29 protein-coding genes are annotated in these 25,853 nt (G+C 70.7%); 17 read left to right on the forward strand and 12 right to left on the reverse strand.

Annotated elements, in window-relative coordinates; genetic code table 11:
* The first annotated feature begins 1 nt into the window (after position 1).
* Both ddaH and tuf read left to right on the forward strand, forming a co-directional pair.
* Positions 2-772: a dimethylargininase gene (gene ddaH / locus ACGFI9_RS03710; protein WP_393174508.1), complete on the forward strand. Its 771-nt coding sequence runs from the start codon at positions 2-4 to the stop codon at positions 770-772.
* 306 nt (positions 773-1,078) lie between these two features.
* The gene (gene tuf / locus ACGFI9_RS03715; protein WP_393174509.1) at positions 1,079-2,266 is read left to right on the forward strand and encodes an elongation factor Tu; all 1,188 of its coding nucleotides are present in this window, start codon (positions 1,079-1,081) and stop codon (positions 2,264-2,266) included.
* 160 nt (positions 2,267-2,426) lie between these two features.
* Here tuf and ACGFI9_RS03720 read toward each other — a convergent pair whose 3' ends face one another.
* Both ACGFI9_RS03720 and ACGFI9_RS03725 read right to left on the reverse strand, forming a co-directional pair.
* Entirely contained in the window at positions 2,427-3,452 is a 1,026-nt protein-coding gene (locus tag ACGFI9_RS03720) for a DUF4331 family protein (protein ID WP_393174511.1), read from the reverse strand.
* 112 nt (positions 3,453-3,564) lie between these two features.
* Entirely contained in the window at positions 3,565-4,218 is a 654-nt protein-coding gene (locus tag ACGFI9_RS03725) for a DUF2306 domain-containing protein (protein WP_393175227.1), read from the reverse strand.
* A 181-nt stretch (positions 4,219-4,399) separates the two neighbouring features.
* Here ACGFI9_RS03725 and ACGFI9_RS03730 point away from each other — a divergent pair, with 181 nt between their 5' ends.
* A complete protein-coding gene (locus ACGFI9_RS03730; RefSeq protein WP_393174513.1) occupies positions 4,400-5,101 on the forward strand; it encodes a TetR/AcrR family transcriptional regulator in 702 nt (233 codons plus the stop codon).
* A 132-nt stretch (positions 5,102-5,233) separates the two neighbouring features.
* Here the strand turns inward: ACGFI9_RS03730 and ACGFI9_RS03735 are convergent, their stop codons facing one another.
* The 3 genes from ACGFI9_RS03735 to ACGFI9_RS03745 all read right to left on the reverse strand — a co-directional run bounded on the left by ACGFI9_RS03735 (position 5,234) and on the right by ACGFI9_RS03745 (position 10,288).
* A complete protein-coding gene (locus ACGFI9_RS03735) occupies positions 5,234-7,909 on the reverse strand; it encodes a bifunctional YncE family protein/alkaline phosphatase family protein (protein WP_393174515.1) in 2,676 nt (891 codons plus the stop codon).
* Positions 7,910-7,997: 88 nt separating this feature from the next.
* On the reverse strand, positions 7,998-9,353 hold the full coding sequence (locus tag ACGFI9_RS03740; RefSeq protein WP_393174517.1) for an ABC transporter permease: 1,356 nt from the start codon (positions 9,351-9,353) through the stop codon (positions 7,998-8,000).
* Positions 9,350-10,288 (reverse strand): ABC transporter ATP-binding protein, encoded by a 939-nt coding sequence (locus tag ACGFI9_RS03745; RefSeq protein WP_393174519.1) that lies wholly within the window; start codon positions 10,286-10,288, stop codon positions 9,350-9,352. The genes ACGFI9_RS03740 and ACGFI9_RS03745 overlap by 4 nt, the downstream gene beginning before the upstream one ends.
* Before the next feature lie 141 nt (positions 10,289-10,429).
* Here ACGFI9_RS03745 and ACGFI9_RS03750 point away from each other — a divergent pair, with 141 nt between their 5' ends.
* From ACGFI9_RS03750 to ACGFI9_RS03790, 9 genes are all read left to right on the forward strand, one after another.
* On the forward strand, positions 10,430-11,374 hold the full coding sequence (locus tag ACGFI9_RS03750; protein ID WP_393174521.1) for an FAD-dependent oxidoreductase: 945 nt from the start codon (positions 10,430-10,432) through the stop codon (positions 11,372-11,374).
* A gap of 142 nt (positions 11,375-11,516) precedes the next feature.
* On the forward strand, positions 11,517-11,897 hold the full coding sequence (locus ACGFI9_RS03755; protein ID WP_393175229.1) for an MmcQ/YjbR family DNA-binding protein: 381 nt from the start codon (positions 11,517-11,519) through the stop codon (positions 11,895-11,897).
* 40 nt (positions 11,898-11,937) lie between these two features.
* Entirely contained in the window at positions 11,938-12,231 is a 294-nt protein-coding gene (locus tag ACGFI9_RS03760) for a hypothetical protein (RefSeq protein WP_393174523.1), read from the forward strand.
* Positions 12,232-12,302: 71 nt separating this feature from the next.
* Positions 12,303-13,172: an aldo/keto reductase family oxidoreductase gene (locus tag ACGFI9_RS03765; protein WP_393174525.1), complete on the forward strand. Its 870-nt coding sequence runs from the start codon at positions 12,303-12,305 to the stop codon at positions 13,170-13,172.
* A gap of 127 nt (positions 13,173-13,299) precedes the next feature.
* Positions 13,300-13,986 (forward strand): class I SAM-dependent methyltransferase, encoded by a 687-nt coding sequence (locus tag ACGFI9_RS03770; RefSeq protein WP_393174527.1) that lies wholly within the window; start codon positions 13,300-13,302, stop codon positions 13,984-13,986.
* Positions 13,987-14,100: 114 nt separating this feature from the next.
* Complete coding sequence (locus ACGFI9_RS03775) at positions 14,101-14,298, forward strand: hypothetical protein (protein WP_393174529.1); 198 nt, start codon at positions 14,101-14,103, stop codon at positions 14,296-14,298.
* Between the two features lie 591 nt (positions 14,299-14,889).
* Positions 14,890-15,474, forward strand: a complete 585-nt coding sequence (locus ACGFI9_RS03780; RefSeq protein ID WP_393174531.1) for a hypothetical protein — start codon at positions 14,890-14,892, stop codon at positions 15,472-15,474.
* A 322-nt stretch (positions 15,475-15,796) separates the two neighbouring features.
* Positions 15,797-16,447 carry a hypothetical protein gene (locus tag ACGFI9_RS03785; RefSeq protein WP_393174533.1) on the forward strand — a complete coding sequence of 217 codons (651 nt, stop codon included), beginning with the start codon at positions 15,797-15,799 and terminating at the stop codon, positions 16,445-16,447.
* Positions 16,448-16,604: 157 nt separating this feature from the next.
* On the forward strand, positions 16,605-16,925 hold the full coding sequence (locus tag ACGFI9_RS03790; RefSeq protein ID WP_393174535.1) for an STAS domain-containing protein: 321 nt from the start codon (positions 16,605-16,607) through the stop codon (positions 16,923-16,925).
* A gap of 186 nt (positions 16,926-17,111) precedes the next feature.
* On the opposite strand, the gene map is transcribed toward ACGFI9_RS03790, so the two are convergent.
* On the reverse strand, positions 17,112-17,930 hold the full coding sequence (gene map / locus ACGFI9_RS03795) for a type I methionyl aminopeptidase (protein WP_393174537.1): 819 nt from the start codon (positions 17,928-17,930) through the stop codon (positions 17,112-17,114).
* Between the two features lie 90 nt (positions 17,931-18,020).
* On the opposite strand from map, the gene ACGFI9_RS03800 reads away from it, so the two are divergent.
* Positions 18,021-18,287 (forward strand): helix-turn-helix domain-containing protein, encoded by a 267-nt coding sequence (locus ACGFI9_RS03800; RefSeq protein ID WP_393174539.1) that lies wholly within the window; start codon positions 18,021-18,023, stop codon positions 18,285-18,287.
* A gap of 121 nt (positions 18,288-18,408) precedes the next feature.
* On the opposite strand, the gene ACGFI9_RS03805 is transcribed toward ACGFI9_RS03800, so the two are convergent.
* Positions 18,409-18,855 (reverse strand): ATP-binding protein, encoded by a 447-nt coding sequence (locus ACGFI9_RS03805; protein ID WP_393174541.1) that lies wholly within the window; start codon positions 18,853-18,855, stop codon positions 18,409-18,411.
* Between the two features lie 376 nt (positions 18,856-19,231).
* Here ACGFI9_RS03805 and ACGFI9_RS03810 point away from each other — a divergent pair, with 376 nt between their 5' ends.
* Positions 19,232-19,690, forward strand: a complete 459-nt coding sequence (locus ACGFI9_RS03810; RefSeq protein WP_393174543.1) for a hypothetical protein — start codon at positions 19,232-19,234, stop codon at positions 19,688-19,690.
* Positions 19,691-19,823: 133 nt separating this feature from the next.
* On the opposite strand, the gene ACGFI9_RS03815 is transcribed toward ACGFI9_RS03810, so the two are convergent.
* Entirely contained in the window at positions 19,824-20,144 is a 321-nt protein-coding gene (locus ACGFI9_RS03815) for an STAS domain-containing protein (RefSeq protein ID WP_393174545.1), read from the reverse strand.
* 282 nt (positions 20,145-20,426) lie between these two features.
* Between ACGFI9_RS03815 and ACGFI9_RS03820 the strand changes: the two genes are divergently transcribed.
* Both ACGFI9_RS03820 and ACGFI9_RS03825 read left to right on the forward strand, forming a co-directional pair.
* Positions 20,427-20,750, forward strand: coding sequence for a hypothetical protein (locus tag ACGFI9_RS03820; protein WP_393174547.1), 324 nt, complete (start codon positions 20,427-20,429; stop codon positions 20,748-20,750).
* A gap of 179 nt (positions 20,751-20,929) precedes the next feature.
* Positions 20,930-22,024 (forward strand): hypothetical protein, encoded by a 1,095-nt coding sequence (locus tag ACGFI9_RS03825; protein ID WP_393174549.1) that lies wholly within the window; start codon positions 20,930-20,932, stop codon positions 22,022-22,024.
* Between the two features lie 113 nt (positions 22,025-22,137).
* On the opposite strand, the gene ACGFI9_RS03830 is transcribed toward ACGFI9_RS03825, so the two are convergent.
* The 3 genes from ACGFI9_RS03830 to ACGFI9_RS03840 form a co-directional block, all read right to left on the reverse strand.
* Complete coding sequence (locus ACGFI9_RS03830; RefSeq protein WP_393174551.1) at positions 22,138-23,196, reverse strand: S8 family peptidase; 1,059 nt, start codon at positions 23,194-23,196, stop codon at positions 22,138-22,140.
* Between the two features lie 135 nt (positions 23,197-23,331).
* Positions 23,332-24,081: an SDR family NAD(P)-dependent oxidoreductase gene (locus ACGFI9_RS03835; RefSeq protein WP_393174553.1), complete on the reverse strand. Its 750-nt coding sequence runs from the start codon at positions 24,079-24,081 to the stop codon at positions 23,332-23,334.
* A gap of 477 nt (positions 24,082-24,558) precedes the next feature.
* Complete coding sequence (locus tag ACGFI9_RS03840; RefSeq protein ID WP_393174555.1) at positions 24,559-25,038, reverse strand: FAD-binding oxidoreductase; 480 nt, start codon at positions 25,036-25,038, stop codon at positions 24,559-24,561.
* On the opposite strand from ACGFI9_RS03840, the gene ACGFI9_RS03845 reads away from it, so the two are divergent.
* Complete coding sequence (locus ACGFI9_RS03845) at positions 24,947-25,288, forward strand: universal stress protein (protein ID WP_393174557.1); 342 nt, start codon at positions 24,947-24,949, stop codon at positions 25,286-25,288. The genes ACGFI9_RS03840 and ACGFI9_RS03845 overlap by 92 nt on opposite strands.
* Before the next feature lie 99 nt (positions 25,289-25,387).
* Here ACGFI9_RS03845 and ACGFI9_RS03850 read toward each other — a convergent pair whose 3' ends face one another.
* Positions 25,388-25,759: a nuclear transport factor 2 family protein gene (locus ACGFI9_RS03850; protein ID WP_393174559.1), complete on the reverse strand. Its 372-nt coding sequence runs from the start codon at positions 25,757-25,759 to the stop codon at positions 25,388-25,390.
* Positions 25,760-25,853: the final 94 nt, after the last annotated feature.

The following is a 25,853-nucleotide window of genomic DNA, read 5'->3' on the forward strand; positions in this document are numbered from 1 at the left end:
CATGACGCGCGGCATCGCCCTGGTCCGGCGCCCCAGCGGCCGGCTGGCCGAAGGGCTGGTCACCCACATCGAGCGCAGCGACGTGGACGTCGCACGGGCCCGGCGCCAGCACGAGGCGTACCGGGCGGCGCTGGTCGACGCCGGCTGGCAGGTGCGCGAGGTATCTCCCGCCGATCACTGCCCCGACTCGGTGTTCGTCGAGGACACCGTGGTGGTCTGCACGGACCTGGCGGTGGTCACGCGGCCGGGCGCGCCACAGCGCCGCCCGGAGACCCCCGGCACGGAGAAGGCGGTCCGCGAGGCCGGGCTGGAGGTCGTGCACATCGAGGCTCCCGGGACGCTGGACGGCGGCGACGTGCTCCAGGTCGGCACCACCGTGTACGTGGGCCTGGGCGGCCGCACCAACCCCGCGGGGGCGGCCCAGCTGCGCGCCCACCTGGCCACCCGCGGCCGCACGGTGATCCCGGTCCCGCTGCGCGAGGTGCTGCACCTCAAGTCGGCGGTGACCGCGCTGCCCGACGGCACCCTCCTCGCGCTGCCCGACCTGCTCGACGCGACCGCCCTCCGTCACCCGGTACGCACCGTCGACGAGGAGGCCGGCTGCCACGTCGTACCGCTCGGTGACGACCTCGTGCTGCTGGCCGCGTCGGCGCCGCGCACCGCGGCGCTCGTGGCGGACCTCGGCTTCACGCCGGTCGTCGTCGACATCAGCGAGTACGAGAAGCTCGAAGGCTGCGTCACCTGCCTGAGCGTGCTGGTCCCTCAGGTCTGACCGGACGGGAATATCGGTCGCCCCATCAGACGTTCGAGGCTAGCGTGATCGCCATGTTCGGCACCGTCGGCTTCGCGCGGCCCGCAGGTCTCCACCTGCCGGGCGCCGTCGACGTGTGCGCGTGGCTGGCAGATACCCGAGGCTGACCCTCCTCCCGCTCGGCAGAACCACGGAGGAGGGTGGCCCGGTCCTCCGGCGCTGCCCTTCCGGGCGCGCCGTGACGTGCGGTTCTGGCGCGGTCCCTGCGGTGTGGCACCCGCCCGCGTTCGTCGTCCGCCAGCTCATCTCCACTGTGGAGTTTCCCTCATGGCCAAGAGCCAGTTCGTGCGCACGAAGCCGCACCTCAACATCGGCACGATGGGTCACGTCGACCACGGCAAGACGACCCTGACGGCCGCCATCACCAAGGTCCTCGCCGACCGGGACCCCGCCGTCAACCGGTTCGTGTCGTTCGACGGCATCGACCGGGCGCCGGAGGAGGTGGCGCGGGGCATCACCATCAACATCGCGCATGTCGAGTACGAGACCGCGACCCGGCACTACGCCCACGTGGACATGCCCGGCCACGCCGACTTCGTGAAGAACATGATCACGGGGGCGGCGCAGGTCGACGGCGCGATCCTGGTCGTCTCCGCGCTCGACGGGGCGATGCCGCAGACCCGCGAGCACGTGCTGCTCGCTCGGCGGGTCGGCGTGCCCTACCTGGTGGTGGCGATGAACAAGGCCGACGCGGTCGAGGACCCGGAGCTGCTCGACCTGGTCGAGCTCGAGGTCCGGGAGCTCGTGTCCGAGTACGGGTTCCCCGGCGACGAGGTGCCCGTCGTACGGGTGTCGGCGCTGCGGGCCCTCGAGGGCGACCCGCGCTGGGTGTCGTCCATCGTGGAGCTGCTCGACGCCGTCGACCGGTACGTCCCGGTGCCGCCCCGCGAGCTCGGCGAGCCGTTCCTGATGCCCGTCGAGAACGTGCTGACGATCTCCGGAAGGGGGACCGTGGTGACCGGCGCGATCGAGCGGGGCACCCTGCGGGTCGGCGACCCGGTGGAGGTGGTCGGCCTCGGCCCGACGCTGTCCACGGTGGCGACGGGGCTGGAGACGTTCGGCAAGTCGCTGGCGACCGCCGAGGCCGGGGACAACGCCGCCGTCCTGCTGCGCGGGGTCAAGCGCGACCAGGTGCAGCGGGGTCAGGTAGTGGCGCTGCCGGGCAGCGTCACGCCGCACCGGCGGTTCCGGGCCAGGCTCTACGCGCTGACCACCGCCGAGGGCGGGCGGCACACGCCGTTCTTCGCGAACTACCGGCCGCAGTTCTACTTCCGCACGACGGACGTGGTCGGGTCGGTGGACCTCGGTGACGTGACCATGGTGCTGCCGGGCGACACCGTCGACCTGGCGGTGGAGCTGGGCAAGCCGGTGGCGATGGATGTCGGGCTCGGCTTCGCGGTCCGGGAGGGCGGCCGTACCGTCGCCGCCGGCACGGTGACCGAGCTGCTCGACTGACGAGCGTGGAAGGGGCCCCTTGCCAACAGGGGCCCCTTTCCGTGTGGCCTGCCGGCGCACAGTGGGACGACACGTCCGCGGCCTGGAGGAACGTCGTTTCCACCGGGCTGGGCATCACCTTGGGCGGGGTTGCCCCGCACGCCTTCACGTCGGGCCGTCCTCACCGCCCGACCGGCACCACGTACGGGAAGGAGTCGGCGCGGGCGTCCTTCGTGGTGTCCGGGGTGAGGCCGGAGGTCAGGCCGGTGTTGAGCACCAGGGAGAACATCACCTCGGGCGCGTTGTCGGCCATGGTGCGCCCGTTGCGGGCGGCGAAGCCGTAGTTCGCCGGGCTCCCGACCTCGTATGACAGCACGTCCGGGTAGAGCGCGCGGGCGACGCTCCAGCCGTACGCCTGGGGGTCCGACGCGGTGCCGTTCGCGGCCACCACCCGGCCCACCGCCGTGGCGATCTCCTCGCCGCCGGCCCGCAGGTCCTCACAGGGGTGCCGGGTGTTGGCCGGGTGGCTGAAGTCGGTGTCGGTGGGCCAGAAGATGGGCCACATCATCGGGTGCCCGGCGCGGTTGATCTGCCGCCATCCGCCAGCGTCGGTCGCGAGTTTGGTGGCGGCCCATACACCGATGCGGGTGCCGTTTCCCAACATCGGCTCGCCGGAGACCTCGAGGACGATCGAGTCGACGGTGGTGCCGGCGAAGCTGTTCTTCGCGTTCGCCGGCTTCCAGGCGTTGCGGTCCAGCTTGGCGCCGTTTTTGAAGGCGTCATTGACGGTGGCGAGTTGGTCAAGGTCGATGTAGAAGGGGTCGGTGATCCGTCCGGCCCAGATCCGGACGTGCTCGCCGGTCACCTCCTCGCCGGTCCGCCCGTGGGCGAGCAGCTTGCCGCTCGCCGCGTCGTCGTGGGCGCCGGCGCCGGTGAGCGCGTGCAGGGTAAGGTCCTGCCCGCCCTGGCTGTCGAACTCGCCGAAGGTGACGCGGTAGGTCAGCTCCTCCATCTCCGAGCCATTGAGGTGGACTTTGAACTCGTAGCGGGCCTCGTGGTGGAAGCCGGGCTTGATGTCCGCCTTCGTGACCGAGCTGTTGACGTCCATGACGAACACGGTGCCGCGTTCACCGTCGAAGACGTACAGGTCGTCGAGGAAGAGCTGGCCGGTCTGGGCGGCGAGCGGGGTGTCGAGATGATGCGACATTGGCTGGCTCCCGAGGTTGCGCTGACGCAGGACGGGCCAAGGCTAGACGGACAAAACAGCACGAGAGGTTGGTTCAGCGACAATACGACGATCAGGATGCGGCGAATCGCCTTCACTGGCCGGCAAGAAGGCCGGCGGGAGCGTCGGCGCGGCGCTTGGCGCTCCGGGTTGGCGTCGGCCGCCTGCGCAGCGTCCACTCGGTGACGGCCAGGTTGATCACCCAGCCCGCGAGGATCAGCAGCACCCGGGTGAGCCCGCGCGGCTGGCCGGCCAGCAGGATCCAGGGCAGGTGGGTCAGGACCTGGGTGCCGGCCCCGAGACCGATCGCGTAACCGCGGGCCATCCAGGCGCGGTGGCGGGCGATGTCCCGACGCCGGATGGCGGCGAAGCCGAGGACGAGGCAACCGGCCATGGCCGAGCCGAAGACGAGCCGGATCGGGGTCACCAGCACGTCGTCGCTCGGAGGGCGGGGATAGAACAACGTCATCCACAGGCCCGACAGGGCGGCGGCGAGGCCACAGGGGATCAGCACTCGTCCGGCGAGGCGGTGCCAGCCGGGTCGGCGGCGGCGCAGGCCGGGGGCGAACTGGAACGCCCCGAGCAGGCAGTACAGGCTCGCGCCGACGATGTGCACCAGCACGGGTGCGGGCGAGGCGAAGAACCGGGCGTTGTCCGGGGTGACCGTCGCACCACCGGTGAGCTCGGCGGCCCGGGCGGCGCCGGCGACCACCGGTACGACGCTGAGCATGATCAGCCCGGCGGGCACCAGCCACTCTCGCTTGACCGAGGAGGTCATGGGACATCCCTTCTGATCAACCGTCCAGCCGGGCCACGTTACGAGGCGCGGAGGTGTACGCCGTACACCTGACGTCGACAGTAGGGTGTACGGCGTACACCGTCAAGAGGCGATACGGTTTGGCGACCGAGTCACAGGAAAGGCGGCGGGTATGGCCCAGCAGCAGGTGGACGCGGCGCGCCGGGTCCCCCTCAACCGGGACCGGGTGCTGCGGGCCGCCGTCGCGCTCGCCGACCAGGCCGGCGTCGACTCGGTGAGCATGCGCAACCTCGCCCAGGAGCTGGGTGTCGTACCGATGGCGCTCTACAAGCACGTGGCCAACAAGGAGGAACTCCTCGACGGCATGGTCGATGTAGTCGTCGGCGAGATCGATCCGCCGGTCGGCGGCGCCGACTGGAAGCCGGCGGTCCGGCAGCGAATCCTCTCGGCTCGACGTGCCCTGCTTCGCCACCCGTGGGCATCGCGCGTCATCGAGTCCCGCCCGAGGCCCACCCTGGTCGTCCTGGACTACCTGAACTCGATCGCCGGCATGTTCCGGGCCGGAGGTTTCTCCGTCGACCTCACCCACCACGTCATGCACGCGCTCGGCAGCCGGGTGTGGGGGTTCACCCAGGAACTGTTCTCCGCCTCACCGCCGCCGGCGGACCCGGAGATGGAGGCGGCCATGTTCCGCGAACTGCTCAGCAGGTACCCCCACATCGCGGAGATCGCGATGTCCGCCGGTCACGACGAGGGCTCGGTCGTAGGCCATGGCTGCGACGACCAGTCCGAGTTCGAGTTCGCGCTCGACCTGCTGCTCGACGGGTTCGAGAGACTCCACCGGCAGGGGTGGACGTCCCGCGACCGGGCCTGAGGCGGCGGCAGAGGCTTGCGGGCGCGGGCGCTCGTCACAGTTGCTCGTACGCGACCTGGCACACAGAAAGCAGAAGGGGCTCCGGGCCGGCGGTGATGCCGGTCCGGAGCCCCTTGACGCGATCAGGCCGGGTCAGCCGTCGGACTCCGGCGACGGGAGGTAGGCGCCCGGCACGTCCTCCGGCGCGAAGATCTTGTCCTCGCCCGGGTACGGCTTCTTCCAGTCGTGCGCCTGATACCAGGTGAAGTGGTTCATCTGCGCGGGGTTCGCGAAGTCGGGCTTGGCGTCGGGCCCGGTCAGCCGCTGGTGCGACTTCCACTCGTCCCACTGCGCCGCCACCGGCTGCTTGTCCGCCGGCACCGTCGCCGACGGCGCGGCCGCGGCGTTCGGGTTCTGCGGCGCGGGGGTGTCCAGGCCGCAGGCAGGCGGGGTCTTCAGACCCGCGGTCAGCGAGGTCCGGTTGGGCAGCACGGTGAACGGGGTGAGGTCGGCGTTCTGGGTGAACGCCCCACGCATCGGGCTGGCCGCGCTGTCCTTCTGGTTCATCGGGTGGATCCCGAGGATCTGCTCGATGGTCCGGATCATGGTGATCTGCGTGTAGTAGTGGCTGTCGACGACGCCGCGCCGGGCCCATGGGCTGATGATCTGGATCGGGGCACGGTGGCCGTCGACGTGGTCCAGGCCAGCCTGCGAGTCGTCCTCGACCACGAAGATCGCGGAGTCCTTCCAGTACGGGCTGTGCGAGATCGTGTCGACGATCTTGCCGACCGCGAGGTCGTTGTCCGCGACCTGAGCGGCCGCGTTCGGCGGGCCACCCGTGTGGTCGCTGGAGAGCCAGAACATGTTCAGGTTCGCCGGCCCGTTCTCCTCGAAGTCACGCTTCCAGATCTCGTACCGGTAGATGTCCGGGACGCCGAGGTCGTACTTCGGGTAGCCGGGCACCGACACGTTGTTGAGCGACGGGATCGGTGATGACGAGACCATGCGGTAGGCGGTGTCCTGCCCGGTCGCCGCCATGTTCCTGGTGTCGCAGTACAGGTTCTGCCAGCTCGCGCCGGCCGGCTTGGACAGGAACTGGTGGAACTCGCCGAAGTTCCGCACCGTCTTCCCGGCGGCCTGCGCACCGGTCCAGAGGAAGCCGGTCCGCTGGTGGCCGAGTGCGTCGTCCTCCGTGTCGTAGCTGCGGATGTACTCACCGGCCGAGGACTCGGTGTACTCCGGGTTGTCGGCCTGCATCAGCCAGTTGTGGCCCTCGGCCGAGTTCGTGCCGATGTCGTACGTGTTGTCGTAGAGCCCGAACTGCTTCGCCAACGCGTGCTGGTTCGGCGTCACGTTCTCACCGAACTGCGCCAGCGACGGGCCGCCGTTGCCCTCCGGGATGTCCCCGAAGACCTGGTCGTAGGTCCGGTTCTCCTTGACGATCAGGAAGACGTGCTTGATCGTCGAGGGGTCGCCGAGCCGAAGCGGGACCGGTACCGGCTTCGCGTCGCCCGTGCGCTCGGTCAGCGTGACCGAGCCGCCGTGCCAGCCGTTCTGGCTGAAGACCCTGCCGGTCTCGGACTTGACGACCTCGTCGCTCGGCAGCGTGAACCGCTGCAGGCTCGACGTGGTGTCGTGGGTGCCGTGGCCGGCGGGGTTGTTGGGGCGGCGTGCGTCGATACCACGGGTGTTGGAGATCAGGACGTCGTTGCCGACGGCGGTGATCTCCGCGGGGAAGTAGTCGGTCGGGAGCAGGCCCACGTAGCTGACCGGCTCCAGCGGGGTCGTGTACCGGTAGACGGCGACCGCGTTGGCGCGGCCGAGCGTCACCAGCAGGTGACCGTCGTCGGTGAGGGTCACCGCGTTGGGCTGGTAGCCGACCGAGGCCTCCGGCCACGGCTGGGTGGCGATGGTCTGGACGACCTTGTTGCTCGCGGTGTCGATGACCGATACGTCGTTGCTGGCGGTGTTGGTGACGAACAGCGCCCCGTTCCTGGCGTACAGCGCGGTCGGGTGCAGACCGACGTCGATGCTCGAGGGGACGGCGGCCGGGTTCGCCAGGTCGATGACGCTGACCGTGCCGCTGAGGGTTGCGGCGGTCACCTGGTCGGCCAGCACCTGGGTGTGGTACGAGTTGATCGTGGGCTCGCCGGGCAATGCCGGACGCCCGCCCTCGTTGCTGACGTAGAGCTTGGTCCCCACCTTGAGAAGGTCACGTGGAGCGTTGCCCACGGCCCAGCTCTGCTGGATCGCCCCGGTCGCCGCGTCGATGGCGACCACCCGGTTCTGACCGTTGACCGCGGAGTACACCGTGGCACCGTCGGCCGAGAACACGGCCTCACCCACCAGCGCCCGCTTCGGCCCGTCCTGCGGGATCCGGATGAACGTCGGGTTGGCGAGGGAGCCGTCCGCATTCACGGTGAACCTTCGGTAGCCGTCGGCCTGACCGAGCCACAGCTGCGAACCGTCGGGCGAGTACGTCGGGCCTTCCTGGCCCACGTCGTTGCCGCTGATGCGCAGATTCGCCGCCGCGTTGTTGCCGACGAGCTGCTGCACCTTCCAGTTCTTCAGGTCCACGATGGCGAGCGCCATCCCACCGTCGGTGACCGAAGCCGCGAGGTGGCTGCCGTCCGGGCTGACGGAGGACGACATGATCTTGCCGTTGTTGATGACGAGACGCTCGCCGATGGGGCTGATGTACTGGTCGTCGGAGACGACCAGGCCCTTGTCGGTGAGCTGGCCGACCTGGTCGGTGCCGAACTGGTGCGTCTGGGCGAATCCGATGCCGGTGCCGGCGACGACGACGACAGCGGTGGTGCCTGCCGTCACGAGGGGGATCCTGCGGCCGATGCGTCGACCGAGAAGACCGAACCGGTCCTTCTCGACACGCCGACGGCGGCGTGTTACCTGCATTGAGCTATCCCTTCGTGGTGGAGGGCAGTTCGACGTTCCCGTCGAACTGCCAGAGCGGGTTCGGCGCGTCCCCGGTCGGGGTCCGCACCAGGAAGTAGCCGTTCACTTCCTTCGGTCCGTCGCCGTCGGCCACGAACCGCCCGTCTGCGGTGACGTCGAGCTGGTAGATGGCCGCACCCGTGGCCTCGACGTCAGGGAGATGCCAGGAGACGACGCAACGCCAGTCGTTGCCCGGCCCCTGCGCGGTGACCTTGCCGCCGCCCTTGCTGCACGCCGCCGTGGCTCTCAGCTGCGCTTCGGTGACGTCGGGGCGGTTGAGCTGCCTGGCCTGCATGCGGTAGAGGTGGGCGAATGCCGTGGCGACCGAGCGCTGCACCTTGTCCTGCTCGATCCCGGACCCCGTGGCCGGGGTCGCCGCCGCGACGACCGCGACCGTCGCGACGATCAGCCCGACGAGGGGCAGGACTCCGGCGGTGACCGCTCGGCGCCCGGACCCGTCGTAGGTCGGGTTGGTGAAGTCGCGCCGCAGGAAGAGCCGGTAGGCCAGCGCCGTCGCGGTCACGGTCCACACCAGGCTGACCACGATGCCGATCAGGAGCGGGCCGAGCTGCGCCGGGCTGGTGAACAGGCCGTTCCAGGCGATGAAGGCGTAGCCGGGCAGGGCCAGGCGTACGGCGACGGGGAGCGGCAGCATCTGGGCGAGCTGCATCGCGAGCGCGACGAGCGCGGGCAGCAGCAGTCCCATCGGGGACCGCCCCAGCGCGACGGACCCGAGTAGTCCGATCGCGGCGAGGGCCAGGGTCGGGGCGATTACGCAGACCCAGGCGAGCAGGACCTTCCCGGCGGCGTCCGCCGGCGCCAGCAGGTGACCGTCGAGACCGACCAGCGGCTGGTTGCCGACCGTGATGAGCCCGCCGGCCGTGCTGGAACCGGCCAGCCCGGCCACGAGCAGCAGGATGACGGTGAGGCTGGCCAGTGCCTTCGCGGCGAAGATCCGTCGCGTCGACCGGACCACCACGAGCAGGTGGCGCCAGGTGCCGAGCCGGTCCTCGGCGGCGAAAACGTCGCCGGCGACCAGCGAGGTCAGCAGCGGGAGCGCCCAGGTGCCCGCGAAACCGAGCAGCACCAGCGGTGCGGCCCATCCCGTGGCGTGCATCCACCGGCCGAACAGGGTGTCGACGGGGAGCGAACTCTGCTGGCTCACTGCGGCGACGAAGAGCCCCGGGGCGATCCAGCAGGCGAGGACCAGCAGGCGGATCCGCCACTGCGAGACCAGCTTGACGAGTTCGAAGCGGTAGCCGCGCGTCACCCGCACGCGGCGGACGTCGACAGTTCGGTCGTCGACGAGTGTCGCGGTCATCGGCGGGCCTCCTGCTGCTCGGTGAGGGCGAGGAACGCGGCTTCGAGCGGCGACACCACGGGCGCGAGTTCGCGCACCGCGACGCCCGCTTGCACGAGTCGCACGACCAGTTCGTCGAGGGCGGGCACCGGTGCGCGCACGAGCACCTCGGCGTCGTGCCGTACCCCGGCGTCGTCGACGACGCGGACCCCGGCGGTGTCGACCGCCAGGCGGCGAGCGGCCCGCGGGTCCGAGGTGACCAGCCGGTAGTCGAGTTCGCGGTTCTCGGCGGCCAGCTTGCTGAGCGGGCCGGAGAAGACGACCCGTCCGGTGGCGACGATGGTGACCTCGGAGCACAGTGCCTCGAGGTCGTCCATCCGGTGGCTCGACAGCACCACACTGGTTCCGTCCGCCGCGAGCCGGGTGAGGACATCGTGTACGTGGTTCTTGCCGGCCGGGTCGAGGCCGTTGGCAGGTTCGTCGAGCACGAGCAGCCGGGGCTTCGTGAGCAGGGCGGCGGCGAGCCCGAGCCGTTGGCGCATACCGAGGGAGAAGCCGCCGGCCCGGTCGTCGGCGACATCGGTGAGCCCGACCTGGTCGAGCACGTCGTCGATCCCCACCGTGCACGCGTCCTGGCCGCGAAGGGCGGCCAGCGCGGTGAGGTTCTGCCTGGCGGTGAGCGAGGGATAGAGGCCGGGCCCGTCCACGAATCCGGCGACACCGTCGGGCGCGGCGAGCGCCCGCCCGACCGGCGTACCCAGGATCTCGAGGCGGCCGCCGTCGGCGACGGCCAGGCCCAGCAGGAGACCGAGCAATGTGGTCTTGCCGGCGCCGTTCGGCCCGACCAGGCCGTGGATCTGTCCCTGCGCGACATCCAGATCGATGCCGTCGAGCGCCACGACATCGCCGAAACATTTGGTGATCCCGCGAGCCCGGATTGCGAGGAGTGCAGCCATGAGCCCCTTCTTTCGTAGCCGCAAGCAACCTAGGAGCGGCACCCGACGCAGGCAGTGACAGCTGGTTGAACGTTCCAGGAACGGGAAACGACGGGCACCGCAGAGCTGGGACGACACCCCGATGTGGTGTGATCTCCAGCCATGAGGGTCAGGGTCGTCGGTGCCGGTGTGGTGGGCTTGACGAGCGCACTCCGCCTGGCGGAGGCCGGTCATCAGGTCGACGTCGTCGCCGCGGAGGTGGGAACCGGGACCACGTCGTCCGTCGCCGCCGCACTCTGGTATCCCTACCGGGCGTACCCGGAGGCGGACGTGACCCGATGGTCCGCGACCACCTATCAGGTGCTGCGCGGCCTGACCGCCGATCCGTCCGCCGGCGTTCGGATGCGCCTCGGGCAGGAGCTGTTCCGCCAGCACACCGCCGACCCGTGGTGGCGGGACGCGGTTCCCGAGCTGGGTCGGGTTGCCGCCGGGCGACTACCGGCCGGCTACGTCGACGGCTACGAGCTGAGCGTTCCGGTGGTGGACATGGCGACGCATCTGCCCTGGTTGCTCGGCCGGTTGGCAACGGCGGGAGTCGTCGTCCGGATCCGGCACCTGGAGGATCTGGCCGAGGCGTTCGAGGACGTGGACGCCGTGGTGAACTGCACCGGGCTGGGATCCCGGGAGTTGGTCCACGACGCGAGCCTCACGCCGGTACGTGGACAGGTGATCGTCGTCGCGCAGTTCGGCCTGACCGAGTGGCTCCTCGACCAGACCGATCCCGAACGACTGGTCTACGTCGTACCCCGGAGCGACACGGTGCTGCTCGGTGGCACCGCCGAGGAGGGCGACGAGGATGTGAACGTCAGGCCGGCAACGACCGAGGCCATCCTGGACCGGTGCAGCCGCCTCGTCCCCGCGCTCGACCAGGCCCGCATCCTCCGCCAGCGCGTGGGCCTACGTCCGGCGCGCCCGACCGTACGGCTGGAAACCGAGTTCACCGACCGCGGTCCGGTCGTGCACTGCTACGGCCATGGTGGCGCCGGGGTCACCTTGTCCTACGGCTGCGCCGAGGACGTCGCCCACCTCGTGTCCGGACTGTCCTGACCGCCGGCGTGATCGGCGCATGACCGGCGGCCGGTTCCAGTGGCGGACGGGCCACTTGAACCGGTCGAATCCGGCGGGCCGGTGCGGCGGCACGGTGGTTAGGCTGTCCGGATGGACGGGGCGGTGTGCGGAGGCCATCTCGATGGCTGACGCCGACGACGTTCGTCAGCTGGCGCTGGCGCTGCCACACGTGGTCGAGATCGACAGTGACGGCTTCGACTTCCGGGTCGCCGACAAGGGTTTCGTCTGGTCCTATCCCGAGCGCAGACCCGGGAAGCCACGCCGAATCCGGACGGACATCGCCGTGCTGTACGTCGGCGACGAGGCCGAGAAGCAGGCGTTGCTGCTCGGCGAGCCCGAACTCTTCTTCACCACGCCGGCGTACGACGGGTTGCCACTGGTCATGCTGCGGTTGCCAGAGGTGGGCGTCGATCGTCTCACGGAGCTCGTCACCGACGCGTGGCGCATGCGTGCCCCGGACCCGCTCGTCCGTGACCTCGGCGACGACGACACCGATCGGTGAGCCCGGAGCCGAGCCGAGCCCCGGGTGAGAAGATGCGGCCATGAGCAGCGATGCCGCCCTCGAGGTGAGCGCCCTGGCGATCAACGTCACGATCCCGGAAGGGCTCCGCTGGACGGACACTCGACGCGGTGAGGAATTCACGCTGACCACCCTCAACGTCCGGCTCCTCCCCGACGGGCGCCTCGCGGCGAAGGCGTACGGCCGACCGACCCGCGGCGGCCGCGGCACGTACGTGTCGTTCCCGGTCCCCGACCGGCCCGAGCTGGTGACCCTGATCGGTGAGGCCGCCAGCCGCGCCGCCGTGCTGTGGGCCGCCCACCGCGGTCTCGGCTGAGAGGCCGGCAGTTTGGCGGCCGCTGTGGCGGGAAGCACGGGGAATCTGCGGCAACAGCGAGAGGAATCGTCGTGACACCGACCAGAGTTCCCGGCGGGACGTTCACCATGGCCGAGGATCTGACGGTCACGCGCATGGGATACGGCGCCATGCAGTTGGCAGGCCCGCACGTGTTCGGCCCACCGGCCGACCCCGACGCTGCCGTGTCCGTACTGCGCGAGGTCGTGCGCCTGGGCGTCAACCACATCGACACCGCCGACTTCTACGGGCCGGTCATCGTCAACGAACTCATCAGGGAGGCCCTGCACCCCTATCCGGAGGACCTGCACCTGGTGACCAAGGTCGGATCGCTGCGCGACGCCGAGGGGAACTGGCTGCCAGCGCTGGCTCCCGACCAGCTGCGCCAGGCCGTGCACGACAACCTGGACCACCTCGGAGTGGACACTCTCGACATCGTCAACCTGCGCGTCGGCGGGTTCGACCGGCCCACCCCCGGTCCGATCTCCGCACCGTTCACCGTGCTCGCGCAACTGCAGCAGGAGGGACTGATCAAGCACCTCGGTCTGAGCACCGTCAACGCCGAGCAGATCGCCGAGGCACAGTCCATCGCGCCGATCGTGTGCGTGCAGAACTTCTACAACATCGCAAACCGGGACGACGACGCGCTGATCGACTCCCTCGCCGCCCAGGGCATCGCCTACGTGCCGTACTTTCCGCTCGGCGGCTTCTCCCCACTCCAGTCCGAGGAACTGAACGCCGTGGCTGCCCGCCTCGGCACCACACCGATGGCTGTCGCGCTGGCGTGGCTGCTCCAGCGCTCCCCCAACATCCTGCTCATCCCGGGCACCTCCTCCGTGACCCATCTGCGCCAGAACGTCTCCGCCGCTGAGCTGCCGCTCCCCGAGGACGCGCTGACCGAACTGAACCGCATCGCCTCGTGATCGCCGGCGAGGTGGGTGAACCTCGCCACCGTCCGCGACGTAGGGTGGCCCCGACACGCGTCTTGCCGACCGCGTGACCGTGCCGGTCGTACGGATCCGGCGACCTGGCTGTCCAGGGGGTGTGGCGGTGACCGCACGCAACGCCGACGGCGACGGGCCCTATGACATCGACTACGACGAGGTCTACCGCGACACCGCCGATTCCGGCGGGCCGCCCTGGGACATCGGTGGTCCGCAGCCGGCTCTCGCGGAGGTGCTCGACGGGGTGAAGGGCCCGAAGGTGCTCGACGTCGGCTGCGGCACCGGCGACCTCGCGCTCGCCCTCGCCCGCCGCGGCTACGACGTGACGGCGATCGACATCTCGCGGGTGGCGATCGACATGGCCCGCGCCAAGGCCGCCGACGAGGGCCTGACGGTGCACTTCGAGGTGCAGGACGCCACGGACCTGTCGGTGCCGTCGGCGCCGTTCGACTCGGTGTTCGACTCCGGTCTGCTGCACAGCCTCTGCCGGCGCGGCGCCGGCGAGGAGGCCGACTACCTCGCGCTGCTGCCGGGCCTCGCCGCGCCGGGCGCGACCGTCTTCGTACTGGCGGTTTCGCTGAGGGCCGGCCAGAGCTGGGGCGTGACCGAGGAGTTCCTGCGGGCGAGCTTCCCCGAACCCGAGTGGGTCGACGCGGAGGTCAGCGAGATCGACGTGGCGGCGGAGACGGGCGGCCGGGAGCTCCGTCTGCCCGGCTTCCTGCTCCGCACGGTCCGTGCCTGCTCCGCCCAGCCCGACCGACGGCCGAACCGCCTGGGTACCCACCCGCGGTAGACCGCAGCGCCGGGAGGCGCCGGCGAAGCCCCGCGGCGCTGACCTTCGCCCTGCGTGCCGGCGGCCCGAGCGGTACGCCGGGTCCGGTCGTCGCCGATTACGTACGGTCAGGGAATGGACGTGCTGCTGCGCGGCGGGCCGGGTGACGGCCAGGTGGTGCCCGGCGGCGGGGAGACCGTCGTGTGGCAGGCGTGCCTGTACGAGATCACCTCCGAGCGCGGTCTTCGGCAGGGGCGCGACCTGCGCGTGTACCGGCACCGCCCGGACTGCTGCGAGCCGTACGGCCGGGGGTCGGAGGATCGCTGCGAATGACCCGTCAAGGCCGCTCACGCAGGCTGAACGTCCGCATATCCCCTGGTTGTCCCGCTTCTTTGGGGATCGTCAATCTTTCGGCGTGTCGGAGCATGCCGCAGCGTGTCGGAGCCGTTGCACCCTGCACAATCGAAGAGCTTGGCGCAAGGAGAAAGTGCTCCCTTCGGAGGTGCCCGGTTGTCGCGGTGTCGAATCCGACTGGCTCGGTGGACGCTGCGCGGGGCGCTGCTGTTCGGAGGGGTAACCGCGGCATGGGGACTGTGCAACGCCATCGCTGACGATCCGGCTCAGGCTGTCGAGCGAACCCGGCCCTGCCTCGTCGGCGACCTCCTCCAGGTTGACACGACGCTGCTCGCCGACTCCCTCATCTGCCCGTCCTACCCGCCACCTGATTGGCTCGGTCCGGGCGCACCGGACACCACCGGTGCTGCCGCGGTCGTCGACAGAAGCCGACCCCGGGCGGGCGTGCGGCTGCGGGTACGGGCGCCTTCGGCTGAGCGGCCGGCGAGGACGAAGGCGCCAGAACGCCGAGCGGCGACCGCGCCAGCCGCAGACCCGGGCGCGGGAAGGGCCGTCGAGACGATCACGCCGGTGACCCGCGCGGTCGTGGGCCTGGCGGCGGACGTCGTCGACACCTCCGCAACGCTGGTGAAGCCCGTCGGCAGCGCCCTGCAGCCGGTCACCGAACCAATCGTCGAGGTCCTGCCGCCCCTCCTGGCCCCGGTGCTCGACCTCACCCAGCCGATCATCGGCGGACCCACCGCGCCTCCGGCGGCTCCCGATGATCCCGTCGTCACGCCGGCACCGGCCGCGGACCCGTCGACGACTGGCATGGCCGGCGCGATCGCCCGCCCGGTGCCGCCGACCGGCTCGCTCCATCCGAAGACCGCGTCGCCCACGGCGCGGGTCAGGACGGCACATGGCGATGTCGCGTCCGCCGGCACCGGCGAGCGGATCAGGGTGCCGCGGCAGCAGGAGCCCGGCCAGTTCCCCAGCGTCACACCTGCCGCCTCCACCAGCACGGCCGGCAGCGGCTCGGCGAGCGGCAGCGCCGGCATCGCCGCTGGCGCCTCGTCCGCTTCCTGGTCCCCGGACCTGCGGCTTGTCGGCCACCGCGCTCGCGAGTGCGGCACCCTGGTTGGCGTATCGCGCCAACCGGACACCAGACCCGCCTGACCGGCGCGCCGACGAGCAGGCGGGACAGCGGGTGGGTCATGCCTACCGCGGCAGGTCCGCAGCCCTCGTCACCACCTTGATCGCGGCCGTCCTGACCACGTCACGTCACGGGCCTCGCCGTTGCCACTGCGCGCGCCTGACGTCGGGCACCCGCCACCATGGCCACGCCTGACGCCGGCTGCTTCCCCACCGCCCGTCGGCCACGGGCACCGCGGAATGGGTTCCGCCGCAGGGCGGACCACGCCAACCGCCGGGCCGATCGCCCTGATCGCATCACGTCCGGCACCGGACCCGAACACCACGCCTGCCTCAGGAGAACCACGTGAATCGCACCCTGCCCGTCTGGCGCGCCAGTTGGCACGACATCCCCGACATCGTCGATCTCGTCGTCGGTCCCTTCGCCGCCGGCCCCGTCGGCGCCTGGCTCGTACCCGACGAACACCGCCGACGCGACGTGCTCAGCGACGTCATCGAGGTCTGGACGGAACACGCCCTCCTGCGCGGCGAGGCCTATCTGCTCCACGATCGTTCTGCCGCCGCCGTGTGGCTGCACCGGTACGGCCTCGTCCCGCCGCCGACCTGGTACGGCGAGAAACTCGCCGTCGCGTGCGCCGAGTACGTCGACCGTTTCCTCCATCTCGACGATGTCCTGCGGCGTCACCGACCCGAGGGCCCCCACAATCACCTGGCGTTCTTCGCCGTCGCGGCGGCACCCCACCGCCTCAGGCGTGCCACGGCCCTGCTCGCCACCAGCAACGCTCGAATGGGGCACGCCCGGCTTCCCGCCTACGCGGAGGCGACAACGATCGCCGAGCGGGATCTGTACGCCCGGCAGGGCTACGTCCTGCACGAACCATTCGGTCTCCCGGACGGCAGCAAGGCCTACCCGATGTGGCGCAGTCCGGGACGAGGCCGGCTCGGCCGCAGGCCGATCAGCCCAGCCACCTGTCCGAACTGGGCCGCATCGGCCTAGCAGCGATCCATCGACGCGGTGAGCGGCCCGAGCCGGCGGGCATCGATGGCGAGATCTTCGCTCAGCCCCCTGCGTCTTTCTGAATGTCGGCGAACGCTTATGGTGCTACGGAATGCTCAACGGGAGGGGCGCCCAAGCATGAAAGAACACCGGACTCGTGGGTAACCTCACGATCAGTACATCATCAGCAGTGGACGGCACGACACTGCTTCATGTCCGTGGGGAAATTGACGTCTCCACCTCCGGCGAACTGCTGGCCGCCGTCGAGGAAGAGGTCAGCCGCCGGCGTCCGCCGAAGTTGGTGGTGGACATGCTGCACGTGACCTTCCTCGACTCGACCGGCTTGACCACCCTTCTTGCCGCTCATCGGGCCGCCCAGCGACACGGCACCGCGTTGGTGGTGCGGGAACTCAGCGAGTTCGTTCAGCGACAACTCCGGGTAGCCGGTATCTACGAAATACTTACCGGATCCCAGTAGCAACTACCACATTCTTCGACCGACAATCGGTCGCCGCAAACCGTTGCCGGCGCTTCAAGAACGGCGAAGCAGAGGTCGAGAATTCCCGGGCGGAAAAGGCCGAGGCTTCGGACGATAGCGCCGCATAATGACGTCCCCGAGGCCGAGATGGCGGCCCCTGAGTCACGCCCCGAGGCGGGCCGTGGGTCAGGAGGCTGTGGCGGGCTTTTTGGTGGCGTCGGCCGAGGTGGCGCCGTGAGTGGGGCGGCGGGTCAGGACCTGGGGGCCGGAAGCCGTGATGGCGACTGTGTGTTCGGAGTGGGCGGTGCGGGAGCCGTCGGCGGAGCGGATCGTCCAGCCGTCGTTGTCGAACGTGATCTTGTCGGTGGAGCGGCAGAACCAGGGCTCGATGGCGATGGTGAGGCCGGGGTCGAGCTTCATGCCGCGGCGGGCGCGGCCGTTGTTGGAGACGTGCGGGGCCTCGTGCATGGTGCGGCCGATGCCGTGGCCGCCGAACTCGGCGTTGACGCCGTAGCCGTAGGAGTGGGCGACCTCGCCGATCGCGGCGGAGATGTCGCCGAGGCGGCCACCGGGCTGGGCGGCGGTGATGCCGGCCTCCAGCGCGACCTCGGTGGCCTCGATCAGCTTCAGGTCGGCCGGGTCGGGGGTGCCGACGATGACGGAGAGGGCCGAGTCGGCGACCCAGCCGTCGATGCCGGCCGCCATGTCGATGCTGAGCAGGTCACCGTCCCGCAGAACATAGTCGTGCGGCAGGCCGTGCAGCACCGCGTCGTTGACCGACAGACACAGCACGTTGCGGAACGGGCCGCGGCCGAACGAAGGAGCGTAGTCCCAGTAGCAGGATTCGGCGCCGCGTTCCTTGATCCGGCGGCGGGCGTGGTGCTCGAGGTCCATCAGGTTGACGCCGACCGCGGCGACACCGCTCAGCTCGGCGAGCAGCTCGCCGACGAACTGGCCGGCCACCGCCATCCGGCCGATCTCCTCGGCGGACTTGAGCTCGATCACGACAGCCTCCCTCTCCGGATGCGGTATTTTTATACCAGTATTTTTATACCACGCCCGGTCGGGGGCACTCCGGAGGGATATCCTGCTCGCATGGTTCGCCAACCACTCACCGCCGAACAGATCGCCGCGGGCCAGCGCCTCGGAGCCGCCCTCCGGGCCGCGCGGGCCGGCCGCAGCCTCGTCGAGGTGGCCGTGGCAGCCGGCATCTCCCCCGAGACGCTGCGCAAGATCGAGGCGGGTCGCCTTCCCGCACCGGCGTTCGGCACTGTGGTCTGCCTCAGCCAGGCTCTCGACGTCCCCCTCGGCGACCTGGCCGACGTCTGGCTGGCCGACATGCCCGTCCGCCAGGCGTCCTAGAGACCAGCCGCCTCGGCACTCCGGTAGAGATCCGTGCTGGCCGAGACCGAGACTGGTCTTCGTGGCTCGGAACGACCCTTCGTCCACCGACGCCCGCAACGTCGGATCTCCTGCCCGAGCACTAGGCCCAAGGGGCCGGATCGTTCAGGACTGGCTCCCTGGCGCTGCCGAACTGCCCGGTGGTCACGGGAAGACAGGGTGGCAGCTCGACCCACACCCTCTTTCCACCTTCATGATCATGCACCCCCCATCGGTCGGACAGCGCCTCGATCACGGCGATGCCGCGTCCCCCTGCCGAGTCGGGATCCCGGCGGCGCGGCACGACCGATGACCCGTCGGCCACGGACAGCACCACCCGCCTCTCGTGGCACCTGGCGGTGAACTCGATGCAGCCGCCGCCGTGCCGCACGGCGTTGCTGACCAACTCGCTGGCGATGACCGCCGCCGCGTCGAGCCAGTCCTGGTCGCGGAAGCCCCACCCTTCCAGTACGGCGGTGATGGCGCGGCGCGCAGCGCCCGGGGCGTGGACGCCGAGAGGCACATCGAGGTGTGCCGTCAGCTCACTCATGACCCATGGACCGTTCTTCACGCGAATCCCCCGCTAGCGAGGTGACCTTACCCAGCGGCCGCAAACTGGAAACTGTGATACCCCTATCCCTGCCGCGGTTGGCCCACGGCGCGGGGCGAGCGGCATCGCCATGCGGCTGGGCCGGGACATCCACGCGCGCCATCACAGCGATGTCCATTGATGTGACGCTGATCAGCAGCTCAGCGCTTGATCAGGCTGGAGGGTTCAAGCTGGACCTTCGATGCCTGGGCGGAAGCGACAGCCTCTCCGCTCGTTCGCGACCGCCTTCGGCTGCCAGGACCGCAACACCAGGGACGCACGTTGCCAACTCAACGCCCTCACGGGTTGAGACGGTCAGTGGGGATTGGAGGATGTCATGACCGCCGGCCTTTCGTCATCGGCACGCGAGCGGGAGGTGCTGGCAGCGGTTGCTGACGGCATCGTCTCCGCGGCAATCGGCAAAGGGCTACAGGTCTCGGTGACCTGCTCCGCCTCGCGTCTGACCTTCGCCGGGCAGCTCACCCGGGCGCTACACGCCCGCGGCAGGGCCTGCCGTTGCCTGGCACCCACGCCGAGTGTCCCCACGCCCGGCGACCCCACCGCAACCCGCCACAGCACCGACGCTTTCGTGATGATCGTCGACGGCGCGGAGGCGACGAACGACAGCGAGGTCTACCGCATCAGCATCCGCACCACGGAGGACAGCGAACCTGGCGCTCCCTCCCGCGCGTCCATAGGAGACGGCCGCCACGACGGGGACGCGGACCTCGTCGTCGACTACAGCGACCCGGACGGGCCAACCGTCCGTACGCTGTCTCCTCGCCTGGTGGTCTAGGGGCACGACAGCGCCGACGTCACCGGCGCGCAGGCGCCTCCCCTGGCCAGCCTGGCGCGGGAGATGCCGCAGACCAGGCATGGGCGCCGCGCACCGCTTCGACCACTCCGCAGGGATCCGATCGGCGTGGCGGTCAGCCGCGTTCAGCCAGGAACTCGAAAATGCCCATCACGTCGAAGACCCTGCGCACCGGTGGGCTCGGGTTCTGGATTGCGAAGCTACGGCCACTCGTCGCCGTGGCGTGGCGGGTTTCGATGAACAGGCCGATCACGGTCGAGTCGATGAAGCTGACCGCCGCGAGGTCGGCCAGCACCTCCGTACTGGCCTGGGTCGACGTCCTGAGCAGGTCACGGAGTTGCTCGACAGCTTCCAGGTCAAGCTCTCCGGACAGCAGGATGCACGTCGACCCGCCCTCCGTGACGACGTCGTGCTGCCAACTCGTCCCAGTACTCACCGCGCCTCCGCTCGCACTTCTGTTGGGCACGTCTACTGATGTTCATCTGCGCGCTGTCCCGAACCGCAACAGCCAAGGGGCGTCGCCAGTGGCGTAACGGCGGAGCACCCGCTGACGCCCATCACGTGGGTGGTCGCACGTGCCGCGGCCATTCCGCGCCGGGCGGGACCACGGGCCCCCACCCCTCCGTGGTCCCGCCCGGCCGTCATGCCTGGCCGTCAAGGGCCTGGTGAGCCCCGGCGCTCGGACCGGTGGGGACACGGCGGCACGGGAGTCATGGGCATGCGCGAAACTCAGCGAGTGGACTCGTCCTCACCCCTGCCGACGTATCACTTCGCCAGCGACGTCACCGGCGTGCGTCATCTGATCGTCGATGACAGCGACGCCGACTGCACCGATTGGCAGATCGAAGTACGACAGCGTGAGCAGGCGCACCGCCGCCCATTCGAGCGAACGGTCGTGTTCGGTGACGGCGCCCAGGTCAACCTCCGCGGCCACGGCCCGGCGCGACAAGCCTGGACCGCCGCCGTGGGCTGGGCTGCGAACTCCGCGGAGATCATCCTGCCCGACGGATCACGACATCCCGTCCAGGGATTCGCGCTCTGACCACCCGTACCGCCCTCAGCGGTGGGTCTTCAGCATCTTCGAGCGGACCCCGCCGGGCACCCGCCTCCAGCAGGGCAGGTCTGCCGTCTGTTCGCGGGATGGCCGAGTGGACATTTGGCCGATGGTGAGTAAGGTCAGCTAGCTGTCCGCACCTGTGCGCTCGGAGGAGGCCGGCGACCGTGGCCGAGAGATCGACCGCTCGCTCCGCCGATGGGGCTGCCCAGGATCACGACGACGTGGCGCACGGCCTGGACAGTTGGATCGCCCGGCGGTCGCGGCTGGCAACAGGTGACAGCCCCGGTGAGCGGCCCGAGCCTGCCACACCGCAGTGGCGCGACGACGTGTCGGACCCGTACGAGGCGTCGTACCAGCCCTCGCACACCTACCAGGAGCACGAAGGGCGGCGGGCGAGGCCCCGGCATCAGCGGTACGCCGACGAGTACGGGCAGCACGACGGGGCGTACGGGCAGTGGAACTCGGCGGCCCATCCCGAGCCGGCCCACGACGAGCGCGACGGTCAGCACGAGGACGCGTACGCCGCGCCGCGGGAACCGTACGCCCAGCCGGAGGCGGCGCACGCCCACGATGGGCACTACCCGCACGCCGGCCGCGACGAGTACCGCCGTCCGGCGCCCGACGCACCCGGGCGGCCCCGGCGGAGGCACACCCGGGAGCGGGATGCCCACCCACGGCCGCCCGACGGACGGCGGCGCTGGCTGATCGCGGCGGGCGGGCTGGCGCTGGGGGCGCTGCTGTGCGCGCTGGCGGTCGGCTGGTGGTCGGGCCGGCCCCCGGCGGCCGGGCTGCCGGTGTCGGCGGCAACCGCTCCGCCGGACCCGTCCGGGGAGCCGGTCATCCTCCCGGAGGCGCCCTCGGCGCCGCCCGCTTCCGCGGCACCGTCCACCACGCCCAGCGCCACCCCGTCGGTCACACCGTCCGCCACGCCCAGCGCAAGCCCGTCGGTCACGCCTTCCGCCACGCCGACCCCGACCCCGACCACCAAGAAGGCCACGCCGACGCCGACGCCGAGCCCGAGCCCGGCGCTGCTCGGCCCGTCGACCAGCCGCGGGGTGACGAACATGGTCCAGCGGTACTGCGATCGGCACACCGGTGGCTCGGCAGATCCCCGCAACGACGGCCGTTGGCAGTGCACGAGCCTGCTCTCCGCGTCCATCGTCGACATGACCGTCGCCTGCCGCGACACGTACGGTTCGGGCGCCTACGCGCGGACCGCCACCCCGGACGATCCGTACGCCTGGCGGTGCTACCGCTGATCACCCGACCGGGCGGCGCGGCGGCCGTCTCGCTACAGCGCGAAGCCCCAGCTCAGGGTGATGTTCCTGAGCTGGGGCTTCGGACGTCGTCGCGGACCGGCGGTCCGTTCGGGTCAGGCGCGGGGGGCGGCGACGGCGGCCTGGGCGTCGACGATGCCCCAGCCGTACAGCGGTGAGTAGACACCGCGCAGGCCGGTGACCGGGGTACGGGCGGTCGACATCAGCACCGAGTACACGTTGTCGAGGCTGCGCCCCTGGGCGAAGAGCAGGGCCGCGACTCCCGACACGGCCGGCGTCGCCATCGAGGTGCCGGCGTACGCGTCGTAGTCGCCCTGCCCACACGCGGCGGAGCCGCTGCCCACCGGGACGCTGGACCACACGTCGTCGTCACAGTTGACCAGGCCGGCGCCGCCGGGGGCGGCGACCGCCTTCAGGTCGGTCTTCACCCCCAGGTTGGAATACCAGGCCTTCACCTCGTTGCGGTCGGTGGCGGTGACGCAGAGGGCGCCCGCTTCCCAGGACGGGGTGTCACACAGCGGGGCGGTCTCGTTGCCGGCGGCGGCGATGACCGCAACCCCCTTCGCCTGCGCGTACGCGATCGCCTCGGTGGCGTCCGACTCGAGACCGGTGAGGGTGAGTGCCTGGGAGCCCGGCAGCGCGCCGAGACTGAGGTTGACCACCTTGGCGCCGTGGTCGACCGCGTAGCGGATGCCCGCGGCGATGTCGGCGAAGCTGCCGCTGCCCGCCTCGAGCACCTTGACCGGCATGATCTTCGCGTCGGGGGCGACGCCGGCCACCCCGACACCGTTGCCGGTGGCCGCGGCGGCGATGCCCGCCACGTGGGTGCCGTGCTCGTCGCCGTCGTCAGGCACGCCGTCTGGGCCGCGCCAGTCACCGTTGCCGCACGAGGCCGTTCCGCAATCCACGAAGGTCGCCCCGGGCACCAGCTTGGCCTGAAGATCCGGATGGTTGAGGTCCACACCGGTGTCCACGACCGCGATCACCACCCCGGCTCCCCTGCTCGTTGCCCACGCCTGTTCGGCATGGATCTGCCGCAGGCCCCACTGCTTGTCGTACAACGGATCGTTGACGGCCGCCTGTGCGGGAGTCGCCGCGACGGCGACGAGGGCGGTGGCTACGGCGGCACCGCCGAGTAACCGGGCGAATGACATGAGACCTCTCCTCCGGCTGCGAAAGCGCTACATCTATGGATCGGTGCCCCGGCACCAGACGTAACAGGTCCGCAGGATTCCGGAGGAGGGCAGAGCGCGCCGTCGAACGCGGGCCGGGCCGGCGCGGAGGGTGTCTCAGATGCCGCCGTCGACGTGGAGTGTTTCCCCGGTGATGTAGGAGGACTGGTCGCTGAGCAGAAAGGTCACCGCGTTGGCCACCTCTTCCGGCCGGCCGTAGCGCCCCAACGGGATCCGGTGGGAGTGGTTCTCGACGAAGGCCCGCCGCTGTTCGTTCCCGGCCCGCACCGCCTCCTCGGTTTCGATCATGCCCGGAACCACGACGTTCACCCGGACGCCCTGCGGGCTCAGTTCCTTGCTCAGCGAGCGCATCAGCCCGACGAGTCCGGCCTTCGCCGCGGTGTAGTGCGCCCGCAGCGGGATCCCGACGGTGGCCGCCCGGGACCCGATCGCCACCACCGAGGCGCCCGCCGTCATGAGCGGCAGCGTCTTGTTGACGACGAGGTAGGCCGCCGTGAGGCTGGTGTCCACCACCCGGTGCCACTCCTGCGGCGTCAGCTCGCCGAACGGCACGGTGCTGATCACCCCCGCGTTGTGCACCAGTCCGTGCACCGTCCGGTGGCTGCTCCGGGCGTCGCCGACGAGCCGCTCGACGTCTCCGGCGTCGGTCACGTCGGCCCGGACCAGGCGGTGGCGGCCCGGGGTGTCCGCGAGTTGCCGGGCGAGCGCCTCGAGGTGCGGGCCCTCGGTCCGGTAGCAGACGACCACGTTCGCTCCCGCGGTGGCCAGTCGGAGGGTGATGCCCCGACCGATTCCCCGGGCCCCTCCGGTGACGATGACGTTCCTGCCGGCAAGTTGACCGGTCATGTCTTCCTCTTCTCCCCTCGGGGCCGCGCACCGGAACCGGTGGTGGCGGCCGCGTGGACAGCACGGCGGCGCAAGTCCTGCGCACGCGGGCCGGGGTCGCCGCCGTCCTCGACGCCGTACCGCCGATGCGGACCCCGCCGGCCCGCCGGCGGACAGCTCGACCTGGCCGGTGCCGAGCAACGGTTCCTGGCTGTGCCGGCGGACGAAGCGGAGCCGGCTTGGCCGAGCCGGTGAGCGGCGCGCGGTTCGGTGTGGATGTCGGCGTACGGGATGGTGCGGCACCTGCGGTGGTACTCGGACGCTGCGGTGAGCGGCGCTGCGCACCGGCGTCCTGGCACGGGATCGCGACCCGGATCCTCCCGCGGCTCAGGACGCGTCACGGAGGCGGTGATGGACCCTGCGACTGTCGCCAGACTAGCGGCTGACCAGGGAAAACTACAGACTGAAGCCGTTTCGGTAGCTGCCCGTTCGGCCTGCTCAGTGACCCGAGCACGGCAGGAGCTTGCCAGGGTTCATCAACCCCCGCGGATCGAACAGCTGCTTGAGTCCGCGCATGAGGTCCAGCTCGTGGCTGTTCTTGTAGTCGGCGATGATCCCGCGCTTCGACTGCCCCAGCCCGTGCTCGGCACTGATGCTGCCGTCGCACGCGCGGGTCGAGTCGTAGATGACGCGGGCGAGGTCAGCGGCGCGCGCCCGGAACTCGTCGTCGCCGCTGCCCTCGGGTTTGCTGAGGTTGTAGTGCAGGTTGCCGTCGCCGACGTGGCCGTACGCCACGATCCGGACGCCCGGAACGACCTTCTCGAGGGCCTTATCGGTGCGTTCGACGAATGCCGGGATGCGGCTGACCGGGACGCTGACGTCGTGCTTGAGGCTGGGGCCCTCGTGGTTCTGCGCCTCGGAGATCCCTTCGCGCAGCGCCCAGAGGGCGGCGGACTGCGCCGGGCTGGAGGCGACCACCGCCGGCGAGGCAGCGGTCCAGACCCTGGTCCAGCGCGCGACGGCGGCCGGCGTGGAGATCGAGATCCGGCAGGACGCCCACACCGGGGACGTCGCCGAGGAGGTGGTACGGGTCGCCGACCAGGTGGACGCCTCGGTGATCGTGATCGGCCTGCGCCGCCGCTCGCCGGTCGGCAAGTTGTTCCTGGGCAGCGCCGCACAGCGCATCCTGCTCGACGCCGACCGGCCCGTCCTGGCCGTCAAGCCCTGACGCCGAGGCCCGGGCCGGCGGCCGCGCGGCCGTGGCCCGGTCCCGGAGGTCGACCCGCGCCGCTCGGTCGGCGACGACGTGGCGAGCCGGCGACCCGAGTCAGGTCGACCGCGGCGGCGAGAAGGGCCACTCCTCGAACGACCTGCAACGCCCGTCCTCGGCGAACCGCATGATCCACAGGTCGCGGTACTCCTGGACCACCGGATCGCCGTACCGGACCTCCACGCGCGCCACCGCGGTGTCACCCTCGACCGCGACGATCTCGCTGCTCATCTCGAACACCTCGTCGGGGCCGTCGCGCTCGCTCTCCCACATCCGGGCGATGGCCGGCAGGCCGACGACCGGTGTCCGGTAGGGCCCCTGCAGATAGCGCGCCTCGGCGGTGAAGATCCCGTCGAGCGCGCCTGTCCCCGGCGTCCGCCACGCCTCCTCGTAGGCCGCGAGCCAACCCGTCACCCGCTCCCTGTCCACCGGTCCAGCCTGCCAGGTGACCGAACGCCGCGCGGCGGAAGTCGGCCACCCCCGCCGAGGCCGGTCACCCGTCCCCGCCATCCCTCCGAGACGT

The organism is Micromonospora sp. NPDC048930 (assembly GCF_043197935.1).
GTDB lineage: Bacteria > Actinomycetota > Actinomycetes > Mycobacteriales > Micromonosporaceae > Micromonospora.